The sequence below is a fragment of the Streptomyces sp. NPDC006385 genome (assembly GCF_040612485.1).
Taxonomy (GTDB): Bacteria; Actinomycetota; Actinomycetes; order Streptomycetales; family Streptomycetaceae; genus Streptomyces.
Window position 1 is genome coordinate 140,554 of the sequence record NZ_JBEXQG010000015.1, and the last position, 13,562, is coordinate 154,115.

Annotated in this window: 11 protein-coding genes and 1 pseudogene; all 12 read left to right on the forward strand. The window is 70.2% G+C overall.

Annotated features, from left to right (window positions below):
• The first annotated feature begins 2 nt into the window (after window positions 1-2).
• Window positions 3-1,061 (forward strand): threonine synthase, encoded by a 1,059-nt coding sequence (gene thrC / locus ABZ078_RS14945; RefSeq protein WP_356575219.1) that lies wholly within the window; start codon window positions 3-5, stop codon window positions 1,059-1,061.
• 340 nt (window positions 1,062-1,401) lie between these two features.
• A complete protein-coding gene (gene thrB / locus ABZ078_RS14950) occupies window positions 1,402-2,319 on the forward strand; it encodes a homoserine kinase (RefSeq protein ID WP_356575221.1) in 918 nt (305 codons plus the stop codon).
• A 407-nt stretch (window positions 2,320-2,726) separates the two neighbouring features.
• Complete coding sequence (gene rho / locus ABZ078_RS14955; RefSeq protein ID WP_356575223.1) at window positions 2,727-4,793, forward strand: transcription termination factor Rho; 2,067 nt, start codon at window positions 2,727-2,729, stop codon at window positions 4,791-4,793.
• A gap of 78 nt (window positions 4,794-4,871) precedes the next feature.
• Window positions 4,872-5,925: pseudogene (locus ABZ078_RS14960) on the forward strand (serine protease); the annotation flags it as partial.
• Window positions 5,926-6,131: 206 nt separating this feature from the next.
• Complete coding sequence (locus ABZ078_RS14965) at window positions 6,132-7,268, forward strand: LCP family protein (RefSeq protein WP_356575225.1); 1,137 nt, start codon at window positions 6,132-6,134, stop codon at window positions 7,266-7,268.
• 173 nt (window positions 7,269-7,441) lie between these two features.
• Window positions 7,442-7,666, forward strand: a complete 225-nt coding sequence (gene rpmE / locus ABZ078_RS14970) for a 50S ribosomal protein L31 (RefSeq protein WP_014675000.1) — start codon at window positions 7,442-7,444, stop codon at window positions 7,664-7,666.
• A 106-nt stretch (window positions 7,667-7,772) separates the two neighbouring features.
• Window positions 7,773-8,849 (forward strand): peptide chain release factor 1, encoded by a 1,077-nt coding sequence (gene prfA, locus ABZ078_RS14975; protein WP_356575227.1) that lies wholly within the window; start codon window positions 7,773-7,775, stop codon window positions 8,847-8,849.
• Between the two features lie 98 nt (window positions 8,850-8,947).
• Window positions 8,948-9,787 carry a peptide chain release factor N(5)-glutamine methyltransferase gene (prmC, locus tag ABZ078_RS14980; RefSeq protein ID WP_194040578.1) on the forward strand — a complete coding sequence of 280 codons (840 nt, stop codon included), beginning with the start codon at window positions 8,948-8,950 and terminating at the stop codon, window positions 9,785-9,787.
• A 70-nt stretch (window positions 9,788-9,857) separates the two neighbouring features.
• Window positions 9,858-10,505, forward strand: coding sequence for an L-threonylcarbamoyladenylate synthase (locus tag ABZ078_RS14985; protein WP_356575230.1), 648 nt, complete (start codon window positions 9,858-9,860; stop codon window positions 10,503-10,505).
• The gene (locus ABZ078_RS14990; protein WP_356575232.1) at window positions 10,502-11,182 is read left to right on the forward strand and encodes a protein-tyrosine-phosphatase; all 681 of its coding nucleotides are present in this window, start codon (window positions 10,502-10,504) and stop codon (window positions 11,180-11,182) included. Before ABZ078_RS14985 ends, ABZ078_RS14990 begins: the two co-directional genes overlap by 4 nt.
• Window positions 11,183-11,255: 73 nt before the next feature.
• Entirely contained in the window at window positions 11,256-12,494 is a 1,239-nt protein-coding gene (glyA, locus tag ABZ078_RS14995) for a serine hydroxymethyltransferase (protein WP_356575234.1), read from the forward strand.
• Between the two features lie 552 nt (window positions 12,495-13,046).
• Complete coding sequence (locus ABZ078_RS15000; RefSeq protein ID WP_356575236.1) at window positions 13,047-13,469, forward strand: hypothetical protein; 423 nt, start codon at window positions 13,047-13,049, stop codon at window positions 13,467-13,469.
• Window positions 13,470-13,562: the final 93 nt, after the last annotated feature.

A 13,562-nucleotide genomic window follows, 5' to 3' on the forward strand; every position in this document is an offset into this window, starting at 1 on the left:
CAATGACCCACCAGTGGCGCGGAATCATCGAGGAGTACCGGGACCGGCTGCCCGTCTCCGACACCACGCCGGTCGTGACGCTCCGCGAGGGCGGCACGCCCCTCGTGCCCGCGCAGGTGCTCTCCGAGCGCACGGGCTGCGAGGTCCACCTCAAGGTGGAGGGCGCCAACCCCACCGGGTCCTTCAAGGACCGCGGTATGACCATGGCCATCACGCGGGCCAAGGAGGAGGGCGCGAAGGCCGTCATCTGCGCCTCCACCGGCAACACGTCGGCCTCCGCCGCCGCCTACGCCGTGCGCGCGGGCATGGTCTCGGCCGTTCTCGTCCCGCAGGGCAAGATCGCGCTCGGCAAGATGGGGCAGGCGCTCGTGCACGGCGCGAAGATCCTCCAGGTCGACGGCAACTTCGACGACTGCCTCACGCTCGCCCGCGACCTGAGCGACAACTACCCCGTGGCGCTGGTCAATTCGGTCAACCCGGTGCGTATCGAGGGGCAGAAGACGGCCGCCTTCGAGATCGTGGACATGCTGGGCGACGCGCCCGACATCCACGTCCTGCCGGTGGGCAACGCGGGCAACATCACCGCGTACTGGAAGGGGTACAAGGAGTACGCCGCCGACGGGGTCGCCGCGCGCACCCCGCGCATGTGGGGCTTCCAGGCCTCCGGCTCCGCGCCCATCGTGCGCGGCGAGGTCGTCAAGGACCCGTCGACCATCGCCACCGCCATCCGCATCGGCAACCCCGCGTCCTGGCAGTACGCGCTGGCCGCGCGGGACGAGTCCGGCGGGTTCATCGACGAGGTGACGGACCGTGAAATCCTGCGCGCGTACCGCCTGTTGGCCGCGCAGGAGGGCGTCTTCGTGGAGCCCGCGTCCGCCGCGTCCGTCGCCGGTCTGCTGAAGGCCGCCGAGCAGGGCAAGGTCGACCCCGGCCAGCGGATCGTGTGCACCGTCACCGGCAACGGCCTCAAGGACCCCGACTGGGCCGTCGCCGGCGCCCCGCAGCCCGTCACCGTCCCGGTCGACGCGGCGACGGCGGCCGAGCGGCTCGGACTGGTGTAAGCGCCGCCACGCCCGGTCGCAGCAGGCTCGCGCACGCGAGTAAGAGGGCGCTCACCGGGGGACCTTCCCTACGGGGGGTGCACAGGGGGCTTACGACACGCATCGTGCGCCTCCTGTGCGCCCTATGTCGCCACAGAACCTACCTTCGATAGGCTGTAGCGAACCCGCCCGCCGCATATGCCTCCGCATGGGGCCGGTGCCGCGCCGTCTCCGCGGCCCGCAAGCGGCAGGGGCACCCCGCCGGCCTCGCGGTCGGACGCGGCCCCCGGGTCCGTCGTTAGGTCATCGAAGGTCTTCGACAATCACGCCAATCACGCAGCTCAAGGAGAGTCATCGAGCGATGGCCGGTCCAGCGTTCCGCGCCGCCGCCGTCCGGGTGCGCGTCCCCGCCACCAGCGCCAACCTCGGCCCGGGCTTCGACGCCCTCGGCCTGTCGCTGGGGCTCTACGACGACGTCGTCGTCCGGGTGGCCGACTCCGGGCTGCACATCGACATCGCGGGTGAGGGCAGCGAGACGCTGCCGCGTGACGAGAACCACCTTCTCGTACGGTCCCTGCGCACCGCCTTCGATCTGCTGGGCGGCCAGCCGCGCGGCCTGGAGATCGTCTGCGCCAACCGCATCCCGCACGGCCGCGGTCTCGGCTCCTCCTCGGCCGCCATCTGCGCCGGCATCGTCGCCGCCCGCGCCGTGACCATAGGCGGCGAGACCAAGCTCGACGACACGGCGCTGCTGGAGCTCGCCACCGAGATCGAGGGCCACCCCGACAACGTGGCGGCCTGTCTGCTCGGCGGCTTCACCCTGTCCTGGATGGAGGGCGGCGCCGCGCGGGCCATCAGGATGGATCCTGCCGATTCCATCGTTCCGGTGGTTTTCGTGCCCGGAAAGCCGGTCCTCACCGAGACCGCGCGCGGACTGCTCCCGCGCACCGTTCCGCACGTCGACGCCGCCACCAACGCGGGCCGTGCCGCCCTGCTCGTCGAGGCCCTGACCAGGCGCCCCGAGCTGCTGCTGCCCGCCACCGAGGACCGCCTCCACCAGGAGTACCGCGCGCCCGCCATGCCCGAGAGCGCGGCGCTGGTGGAGCGGCTGCGGGCCGACGGAGTCCCGGCGGTCATCTCCGGGGCCGGCCCCACCGTACTGGCGCTGGTCGACCACGAGAGCGCCGACAAGGTGGCCCATCTGGCAGGCGACGGCTGGGCCGCGAACCGGCTCGAGCTGGACGCCCAGGGAGCGAGCGTGCTGCCGCTTGCGACCTGACACACGGTTGCCGGATTTCGAGAGGGGGAATGTTTGTTGGATCCGGTAGTGTTAACCTCAAGTCTGCACCCGACCCCACCATGGCGAGGTGCTTCGTGTCCCCGTCCGGGACAGACATTCTTCCGGGAGCCTCCCAAGCCGCACTGTGTTCCGTACGACGTACGCGGGCAGTACCTCGTACGCGGGCACTGAGCGACTTGCCGGGCACGCTCCGGAACCGGCGCGACCGAGCCGAGTGACACAGACACTGAGTGCCACGGCTCTGGGAAGCGCCATCACCAGATATTCCTCCGCCGTATTGGCGGACCACCGCCCCGGCACGGTCCACACACCAGGGACCGAAGTCGGACAGCACAACCGGTCGCCGAGCCAGACAGGCCGACGTCCGCTCCAGGGAAGGACCCTTCGTGAGCGACACCACCGATCTGATGGGCGCACGTGTCGAGGAGACCGCTGCCGCGCCCGCCACGGACGCCTCCGCGCCTGCCACCGGTGCCGGCTCCCGGCGGCGCCGCGGTACCGGCCTCGAGGGCATGGTGCTGGCCGAGCTGCAGCAGGTCGCATCCGGCCTCGGCATCAGGGGCACCGCGCGTATGCGCAAGAGCCAGCTGATCGAGGTCATCAAGGAGGCGCAGGCAGGCGGGGGCGCCCCCGCAGGCGGAGGCGCCGCCTCGGCCGCGAAGGCCGACACCGCCACCGAGACCAAGCCGAAGCGCCGCGCCACCTCCCGCACCCGTACGGGCGACGAGGCCGCCGCCGAGAAGAAGGCGGCGAAGGCGGCTGAGGCCCCCGCCGACAAGGCCGTGGCCCAGCAGCAGATCGAGATCCCCGGCCAGCCGGCTGGGGGCCCCTCCCGCGCGAGCGCAGCCGAGCGCGGGGGAGACGACGCCCCGGCGGAGCGCCGCCGTCGCCGCGCCACCGCCGAGGCGGGCGCCCCCGCGGCCGCCGCCCCCGAGACGGTCGCCGCCGAGGCCAAGAGCGAGCCGCAGGCCGAGACCCCCGCGCAGCCGCAGGCCCAGCAGGGCGAGGCCAAGGGCGACGCCGGTGAGGGCGCCGAGGGCCGCCGTCGCGACCGCCGTGAGCGCGGCCGGGACCGCGACCGCGGTGACCGTGACCGCCGCAAGGGCGACGACCAGCAGGGCGGCCGTCAGGACCGCCAGCAGGGCCAGCAGCAGGGCGGCGGCCGTCAGGACCGTCAGGACCGTCAGCGTGACAACGGCCCGCAGGACGACGACGACTTCGAGGGCGGCCGCCGTGGCCGTCGCGGGCGCTACCGCGACCGCCGTGGCCGCCGTGGCCGCGACGACGTCCAGGAGCCGCAGATCACCGAGGACGACGTCCTGATCCCCGTCGCGGGCATCCTGGACATCCTCGACAACTACGCCTTCATCCGTACGTCGGGCTACCTGCCCGGTCCGAACGACGTGTACGTCTCCCTCGCCCAGGTCCGCAAGAACGGCCTGCGCAAGGGCGACCACATCACCGGTGCGGTCCGCCAGCCCAAGGAAGGCGAGCGGCGCGAGAAGTTCAACGCGCTGGTGCGTCTGGACTCCGTCAACGGCATGGCGCCCGAACACGGCCGTGGCCGCCCGGAGTTCAACAAACTCACCCCGCTGTACCCGCAGGACCGGCTCCGCCTGGAAACCGACCCGGGCGTGCTGACCACCCGCATCATCGACCTCGTGTCGCCGATCGGTAAGGGCCAGCGCGGTCTGATCGTGGCCCCGCCGAAGACCGGTAAGACCATGATCATGCAGGCGATCGCCAACGCGATCACCCACAACAACCCCGAGTGCCACCTGATGGTCGTCCTCGTCGACGAGCGTCCGGAAGAGGTCACCGACATGCAGCGGTCGGTCAAGGGCGAGGTCATCTCCTCGACCTTCGACCGCCCGGCCGAGGACCACACGACGGTCGCCGAGCTCGCCATCGAGCGTGCCAAGCGGCTCGTCGAGCTCGGGCACGACGTGGTTGTCCTGCTGGACTCCATCACGCGTCTGGGCCGTGCCTACAACCTGGCCGCGCCCGCCTCCGGCCGCATCCTGTCCGGTGGTGTCGACTCGACCGCGCTGTACCCGCCGAAGCGCTTCTTCGGTGCCGCGCGCAACATCGAGGACGGTGGCTCGCTCACCATCCTGGCCACGGCTCTGGTGGACACCGGGTCCCGCATGGACGAGGTGATCTTCGAGGAGTTCAAGGGCACCGGCAACATGGAGCTCAAGCTCGACCGCAAGCTCGCCGACAAGCGCATCTTCCCGGCGGTGGACGTCGACGCGTCCGGCACCCGCAAGGAAGAGATCCTGCTCGGCAACGAGGAGCTGGCCGTCGTGTGGAAGCTGCGCCGGGTGCTGCACGCGCTCGACCAGCAGCAGGCGATCGAGCTGCTCCTCGACAAGATGAAGCAGACCAAGTCGAACGTCGAGTTCCTGATGCAGATTCAGAAGACGACGCCGACGCCCGGCAACGGCGACTGAGCCGGACACCTCCCAGGGCCGCCCCCCGTCAGACAGTGACGGGGGGCGGCCCTTTGGCGCTGATCGGGCTGCCCGGCGGAGAGGCGCGTCGCGGGTGCCCTCGCCGGCGACGACACCGCGGGGCAGACGCCCACCAAGTCGTCGTACAGCGCGAGCACCAGCGGCTCCGACGACGACTCCACCGCGAGCCCCATGATCATCGGTGGCAGCGAGACCACCATCGCCTCGGCGCCCTGGATGGCGCAGCTCTGGTACTACGACGACCATGCACGGCGGCACCGTCACCCTGCCGCACCGGCAGTGGCACCACCCGTCGTACAACGCGACGACGATCGACAACGACATCGCCGTCATCACGCTGGCCAACCCGGTCAGGACGACGCCGATCCGCATGACGACGTCCGGTGACACCGCCTCCTACGCGGCCGGGACGAGTGCGAAGGTCTACGGCTGGGGCCGGACCAGCTCCACCAGCCAGGACAGCTCCGACACGCTGAAGACGGCCACGCTGCCCGTCCAGTCCGACAGCACCTGCGCCGGCTACTACGGCGGCGAGTTCGTCAAGGGCCACATGGTCTGCGCGGGCCGGCCGGCGAGCGGCAGCGGGACCACGTCCGCCTGCAACGGTGACTCCGGCGGGCCGCTCGTCGTGAACGGCCGGATCGTAGGGGTCGTCTCCTGGGAGGTGGAGAACTGCGTCGCCAACGGCGCGCACAGCGTCTTCGCCAAGGTCAGTACCTACGTCGGTGCCGCCTATCCGCGGGTCGACGACACCAACGTCAGCGGCGACCACAAGGCCGACCTGTGGGTGCGCAACGCCTCCACCAAGACCGGCTGCTCGAAGGACTCCAACGGCAGCTCGTTCGCCGCGCGCGCGTCCTGGGGCAGCTGGAGCGGCGCCGACCTCGTCCTGCACGCTCGGGACCCGCGTCAAGGTCGGCTCCGGCTGGAACCAGTACAACTCCCTGCGCGGCCACGGCGACATCACCGGCGACGGCAGGGCGGACTTCCTGGCCCGTACGCCCGGCGGCACGCTCTACCTGTACAAGGGCACCGAAAGGCCACCAGCGAGATCTTCGCCACAAGGATCTCGGTCGGCACCGACTTCAAGCAGTACGACATCTTCGGCTGAAGCCGCAGGTGAGACGGGTACGGCCCGATCACCGCCGGCACACCGTGCCCACCGCTCCCCAGGCGGTGGGCATGGTCCGTTGTGCAACCCTTCTCCGGGTTTCCCCGTCTGACCGGACGGGGCGACGATGGTGTGGTACGGGCCAAATGGCCACGCCTGACCCTGAAAGCAGGGGGTAACCGACCGGACGAGAACCGAGGAGCACAGTGTCCGCCGAGAGCACGCCGGAGCCCGGTATACCGGGCGACACCGGCACCAACGGTCCGCGTCACCGCGCCAAGGGCCGCCGTCGAAAGCCCCGCGACAAGCGCACGGGCCTGCTGATCACGGCCTGGACGGCCGCCGGGATCGTGGTCCTGGGCGGCACCGGAGCCGGGTACCTGTTCTTCAAGCTCAACGGCAACATCAAGAGCGTCGACATCGACCACGCCCTCGGCACCGACCGGCCGGAGAAGGTCGACAACGGCTCGGAGAACATCCTCGTCCTCGGCTCCGACACCCGCTCCGGCAGCAACAAGGCGCTCGGCGGAGGCGCCGACGACGGCAGCGCCCGCTCGGACACGGCGATGATCGTGCACGTCTACGAGGGCCACAAGAAGGCCAGCGTGGTCTCGATCCCGCGCGACACCCTCATCGACCGCCCCGACTGCACCGACACCAAGGGCGACAGGTACCCGGCCGCGTCCGGCGTGATGTTCAACTCCGCGTACACCACGGGCGGCGCGGCCTGCGCCGTGAAGACGGTGGAGTCCCTCTCGGGCATCCGCATGGACCACTACCTGGAGGTCGACTTCTCCGGCTTCCAGAAGCTCATCGACGAGCTCGGCGGCGTCCAGGTCACCACCACCAAGAACATCAACGACCCCGACAGCCACCTCGACCTGGAGGCCGGCACCCACCAGCTCACCGGCAAGCAGGCCCTCGGCCTGGTCCGCACCCGGCACGGCGTGGGCGACGGCTCCGACCTGGGCCGCATCCAGCTCCAGCAGGCCTTCGTCAAGGCGTTGATCAACCAGGTCAAGAACATCAACCTGTTCGGCGATCCCAAGAGGCTCTACGACCTGGCCGACACCGCCACCAAGACGGTGACGACCGACTCCGACCTCGGCTCGGTCGACAAGCTCATGTCCTTCGCGAGCGGCCTGAAGGGCATCGGCTCCCAGAACATGACCATGGTCACGATGCCGGTCCAGTACGACCCGGCGGATCCCAACCGTGTGCTGGTGGAGAAGGAGAAGTCGCAGCTGGTGTGGGACGCCTTGAAGGCAGACAGGCCGATCCCCGAGGCGGCCACCCGAGGCACCGCGACGGGCGATGCCAAGGGTGTCGTCAACGCCGGTTGAGGGGCGCGGGGAACTGCGCGATCAGCCCCCACCGGCCCGTAGGGAACAAACAACAGCAACCCCCGGTTTTGGGAGAAGGCGCCAGTCCTGGCAGACTGGTACGTCGGCTCCGGTTCACGCTCCCGCATCCCGCGGCTGCGACCCGGCGCCCTCCCGAAACAGTAGGAGACACCTTGAAGCGCGACATCCACCCCGCGTACGTCGAGACGCAGGTCAGCTGCACCTGCGGCGCGTCGTTCACCACCCGTAGCACGATCGAGAGCGGCACCATCCGCGCCGAGGTCTGCTCCGAGTGCCACCCGTTCTACACGGGCAAGCAGAAGATCCTCGACACCGGTGGCCGAGTGGCCCGCTTCGAGGCCCGCTTCGGCAAGGCTGCTGCCGGCTCCAAGAAGTAGCGAGCTCCAATCCGCCGGTCCACGGCCGCGCCCCCTCACAGGCGTGCCGGGACCGGCGTTTTTGGTCGCCCGCCCTTCACAGTCGTACCTACACAGGAGCCCCAAGATGTTCGAGGCCGTCGAGGACCTGGTCGCTGAGCACGCCGACCTGGAGAAGAAGCTCGCGGACCCGTCGGTCCACTCCGACCAGGCCAACGCGCGCAAGCTGAACAAGCGCTACGCCGAGCTCACCCCGATCGTCGCCACGTACCGCTCCTGGAAGCAGACGGGCGACGACATCGAGACCGCGCGTGAGTTCGCCGCGGACGACCCCGACTTCGTGGCCGAGGTCAAGGAGCTGGAGAAGCAGCACGAGGAGCTGACCGAGAAGCTGCGCCTTCTCCTCGTCCCGCGCGACCCCAGCGACGACAAGGACGTCATCCTCGAGATCAAGGCCGGCGCCGGCGGCGACGAGTCCGCCCTGTTCGCCGGTGACCTGCTGCGCATGTACCTGCGCTACGCCGAGCGCGTCGGCTGGAAGACCGAGATCATCGACGCCACCGAGTCCGAGCTGGGCGGCTACAAGGACGTCCAGGTCGCCGTGAAGACCAAGGGCGGCCAGGGCGCGACGGAGCCCGGGCAGGGCGTGTGGGCCCGGCTGAAGTACGAGGGCGGTGTGCACCGGGTGCAGCGGGTGCCGGCCACCGAGTCCCAGGGCCGCATCCACACCTCCGCGGCCGGTGTGCTGGTCACGCCCGAGGCCGAGGAGATCGACGTCGAGATCAACCCGAACGACCTCCGGATCGACGTGTACCGGTCGTCCGGCCCGGGTGGTCAGTCCGTCAACACCACCGACTCCGCCGTGCGCATCACGCACATTCCGACCGGAGTCGTCGCCTCCTGCCAGAACGAGAAGAGCCAGCTGCAGAACAAGGAGCAGGCGATGCGTATCCTGCGCTCCAGGCTGCTCGCGGCGGCGCAGGAGGAGGCGGAGAAGGAGGCCGCCGACGCCCGGCGCAGCCAGGTCCGCACGGTCGACCGCTCCGAGAAGATCCGCACCTACAACTACCCGGAGAATCGCATCTCGGACCACCGGGTGGGCTTCAAGGCCTACAACCTGGACCAGGTCCTGGACGGCGACCTCGACGCGGTGATCCAGGCGTGCGTCGACGCGGACTCGGCGGCGAAGCTGGCGGCCGCGTAAGGACGTAGGGGATGTAAGGGACGTACACACGTACGAGTACGACACGGAGGATTTGCGTGCAGCAATCTTTTGGGGGGCGACCCTCAAGCCCCCGCAGCGTGCTGCTCGCGGAGGTGGCACAGGCCACCCAGCGGCTGGCCGACGCCGGCGTGCCCTCGCCGCGCAACGACGCGGAGGAGCTCGCCGCGTTCGTGCACGGCGTGAAGCGGGGCGAGCTGCACTCCGTGAAGGACGCGGACTTCGACGCCCGGTACTGGGAGGTCATCGCCCGCCGTGAGCAGCGCGAGCCGCTCCAGCACATCACCGGGCGGGCCTACTTCCGGTACCTGGAACTCCAGGTCGGGCCGGGCGTGTTCGTGCCCCGCCCCGAGACCGAGTCGGTCGTCGGGTGGGCCATAGACGCGGTGCGCGCCATGGACGTCGTCGAGCCCTGCATCGTCGACCTGTGCACCGGCTCCGGCGCCATCGCGCTCGCCCTCGCCCAGGAGGTCCCGCGCTCCCGCGTGCATGCCGTGGAGCTGTCCGAGGACGCCCTGCACTGGACCCGCAAGAACGTGGCGGGCTCCCGTGTCGACCTGCGGCAGGGCAACGCCCTGGACGCCTTCCGCGACCTCGACGGCCAGGTCGACCTGGTCATCTCCAACCCGCCCTACATCCCGCTGACCGAATGGGAGTACGTCGCTCCCGAGGCGCGGGACTACGATCCCGAACTCGCCCTGTTCTCCGGCGAGGACGGCCTCGACCTCATCCGCGGCCTGGAGCGCACCGCACACCGTCTCCTGCGCCCCGGCGGTGTCGTCGTCATCGAGCACGCCGACACCCAGGGCGGCCAGGTGCCGTGGATCTTCACCGAGGAGCGGGGCTGGGCCGACGCGGCCGACCATCCCGACCTCAACAACCGCCCGAGGTTCGCGACCGCCCGCAAGGCGCTGCCGTGACCACCCCCCGCACTTCAGTCCCGCAAGTACACCAGTACGTGTACTCCGTGTACGAGGAGGCCCGCTAGACATGGCTCGGCGATACGACACCAACGACGCGACCGACCGCACGACGGGTCTGCGTGAGGCAGCGTCCGCCGTCCGCCGTGGCGAGCTCGTGGTCCTCCCGACCGACACGGTGTACGGCATCGGCGCCGACGCGTTCTCCAAGGAGGCGGTGGGCGATCTGCTGGAGGCCAAGGGCCGCGGCCGCACCATGCCCACCCCCGTCCTGATCGGCTCCCCGAACACGCTCCATGGTCTCGTCACCGACTTCTCCGAGCTGGCCTGGGAACTGGTCGACGCGTTCTGGCCGGGCGCGCTGACGCTGGTCGCCAAGCACCAGCCGTCCCTGCAGTGGGACCTCGGTGACACCCGGGGCACGGTCGCCGTGCGCATGCCCCTGCACCCGGTCGCCATCGAGCTGCTGACGGAGGTCGGCCCGATGGCCGTGTCGTCGGCGAACCTGACGGGCCACCCCGCCCCCGAGGACTGTGACGCGGCGCAGGAGATGCTCGGCGACTCGGTCTCCGTCTACCTCGACGGCGGTCCGACCCCCGGCAACGTCCCCTCCTCGATCGTCGACGTCACCCGCGAGGTCCCGCTCCTGCTGCGCGCGGGCGCGATCTCGGCGGACGAGCTGCGGAAGGTCGTACCCGACCTCGAGGTGGCGAATTGACAGCCCCTGAAGCGGGGCGTGGCATAGGCAACGGGGAACATGCCGCGGAGATCACGACGACCTTCGTCGGGCTTCCGCGCGACAGCTTCCGCATCCTCCACGTCAGCACCGGCAACGTGTGCCGCTCGCCGATCACCGAGCGGCTGACCCGTCATTTCGTGGCGCAGCGGCTCGGTGTGCTCGGCGGCGGGCTGATCGTGGAGAGCGCGGGCACCTGGGGTCACGAGGGCGCGCCCATGGAGGCCAACGCGGAGACCGTCCTCGCCGACTTCGGCGCGGACGCCTCCGGCTTCGTCGGCCGCGAGCTCCTCGACGAGCACGTCATCCGCGCCGACCTCGTCCTCACAGCCACCCGCGACCACCGCGCCCAGGTCATCTCCATGGGCCACTCGGCGGGCCTGCGCACCTTCACCCTGAAGGAGTTCACCCGCCTGGTGAAGGCGATAGACCCCGCGACCCTGCCTCCCTTGGAGGACGGGGTGGTGCTGCGCGCACGCGCCCTGGTCCGTGCGGCGGCGGCTCTACGCGGGTGGCTTCTGGCGCCGACGGTGGAGGCGGACGAGGTGTATGACCCGTACGGGGCGCCGCTGACGTTCTTCCGGTCGGTGGGGGACGAGATACATGAGGCGCTGGATCCGGTGGTGACCGCCCTCACCGGAGTCGCCGCGAGGGCGTAACAACACGGGCGTCCCAGCCATCCCGGGCCTACATTGGACGTACGTCACCGTCGACGCACGCCCGGAGCCCACCATGACGGTCGCCCATGGCATCGAGGCCGACGTCCTGCGCCGGCAGGACCCCCAGCTCGCCGACATCCTGCTCGGGGAGCGGGAGCGGCAGTCGACGACGCTCCAGCTCATCGCCGCCGAGAACTTCACCTCGCCGGCCGTGCTGGCGGCGCTCGGGTCGCCGCTGGCCAACAAGTACGCGGAGGGGTATCCGGGCAGCCGGTACCACGGCGGGTGCGAGATGGTCGACGTCGCCGAGCGGCTCGCCGTGGAGCGCGCCAGGCTGCTGTTCGGCGCCGAGCACGCCAACGTGCAGTCCCACTCGGGGTCTTCGGCCGTCCTCGCCGCGTACGCCGCCCTGCTGCGGCCCGGCGACACCGTCCTCGCCCTCGGACTGCCGTACGGCGGACACCTCACGCACGGCTCGCCGGCCAACTTCTCCGGCCGCTGGTTCGACTTCGTGGGATACGGGGTGGACGCCGAGACCGGGCTCATCGACTACGACCAGGTGCGCACGCTGGCGCGCAACCATCGGCCGAAGGCCGTCGTCTGCGGCTCCATCGCCTACCCGCGCCACATCGACTACGCCCTCTTCCGCGACATCGCCGACGAGGTGGGCGCGTATCTCATCGCCGACGCCGCCCACCCCATCGGGCTCGTCGCGGGGGGAGCGGCGCCGAACCCGGTGCCGTACGCCGATGTCGTGTGCGCCACCACCCACAAGGTGCTCAGGGGCCCGCGCGGCGGCATGATCCTGTGCGGCTCGGACCTCGCCGAGCGCGTCGACCGCGCCGTCTTCCCCTTCACCCAGGGCGGCGCGCAGATGCACACCATCGCCGCCAAGGCCGTCGCGTTCGGCGAGGCGGCAACCCCGGCGTTCACCGCGTACGCCCATCGGGTGGTCGCCAACGCGAGGGTCCTGGCGGCCGGGCTGGCCGCGGAGGGGCTGGTCGTCACCACCGGCGGGACCGACACCCACCTGATCACGGCCGACCCGGCACCGCTCGGCATCGACGGCCGCGACGCGCGCGGGCGGCTCGCGGCGGCCGGGATCGTGCTGGACTGCTGCGCCCTGCCGCACGGCGACGCCCGCGGCCTGCGCCTCGGGACGGCGGCCGTGACCACGCAGGGCATGGGGGATGAGGAGATGGCGTGGCTGGCCGGGGTGCTGGCGCGGGTGCTGCGCGGGGAGACCGAAAGCCAGAAGGCGCGTGAAGAGGTGCGGGAGCTGGCCGGTGTATTTCCGCCGTATCCCGGCTGAGGGGGTGGCCGAATTCGGTCAGGGTGGGGATACCCAGGTGGGTGCGGTCTGCTGCGGGGTGTGCGGCGGCTGCTGTTGTGACTGAGTTCACTCAGTCATCCTCAGGGTTTACGCACAGTGGCATCACCGAGGTGCTTGTGATCGGTTCTTGCCGTGATCGTCACATATATCCGCTGTTTAAGTCGGGCGGATCGTGGCGGGCAGTAGCAAAGGCGTAGCTTTCACAGGTTTTCGCAGGTGGCATCGGTGGACGCGCTGATCTACCCTCCCTGCGGTGCCGCACGATTCGACCACTCGTGCGATGAGAAGAACCGGGGGAGTCATGGCTGCGGCCTGCCGCGATCGTTTCTGTGGGCCAGACCACACCCTGAATCTGTTCAGATCTCACCGTTCGACCTGAGGTGCGGCCCGCCGCGCCGTGCGCCGGGCTGGGCTGCCTGCCCCGCCCGCGCGACGGCCTGCACAAGCACATGGATGGGGACTCCTGGCCGGGGGCCGACAAGCAATGGCCAGAGGTCCCCATGAACCAGAACACAGCATCTGGAGGGATGTATGCGCTCCATTCGCGGGGTACGCGCCAAGCACATAGCCACGACACTCGCCGCCGTACCCGCGGCCTTCCTTCTCACCGTGGCTCCCGCGCAGGCGGCCGGAAGCACGACCGTCGTCTACACAAGCGATGGCGGCAGCACCATGGCCGGTAAGGCGATCTTCTGGGGCGGCTACGACAAGGAGGCGTTCCAGGTATGTGACACGGAGTCGGACGGTATGCGCGTCTGGGCCCACTGGTCGTGGAACGGCGGCTCGGTCACGTTGTCGGACGCCGACGGCTCGTCTGCCTTCTGCGACGACAAGCCGGCACACATCGCGCGGAAGCAGGTTCCGGAAGGCGCCACGGTGGAGATCACGGTCTGCCGCCGCGATGGCGCCAACGGAGTGAAGAAGGACTGCGGTTTCAACTACGGCAAGGCGTGACCTTGACGATCCGCGCGGGCGGTGCGGACGTGTTCCTCCTGGAGTTGCTCGATCATCGAGGAGCGCGACATACGCGTGTACTGCGAGGCGAAG

Coding starts and splice junctions, on each gene's coding strand:
- thrC (WP_356575219.1), top strand. CDS start 3: ATGACCCACCAGTGGCGCGGAATCATCGAGGAGTACCGGGACCGGCTG.
- thrB (WP_356575221.1), top strand. CDS start 1,402: ATGGCCGGTCCAGCGTTCCGCGCCGCCGCCGTCCGGGTGCGCGTCCCC.
- prfA (WP_356575227.1), top strand. CDS start 7,773: ATGTTCGAGGCCGTCGAGGACCTGGTCGCTGAGCACGCCGACCTGGAG.
- ABZ078_RS14985 (WP_356575230.1), top strand. CDS start 9,858: ATGGCTCGGCGATACGACACCAACGACGCGACCGACCGCACGACGGGT.
- glyA (WP_356575234.1), top strand. CDS start 11,256: ATGACGGTCGCCCATGGCATCGAGGCCGACGTCCTGCGCCGGCAGGAC.
- ABZ078_RS15000 (WP_356575236.1), top strand. CDS start 13,047: ATGCGCTCCATTCGCGGGGTACGCGCCAAGCACATAGCCACGACACTC.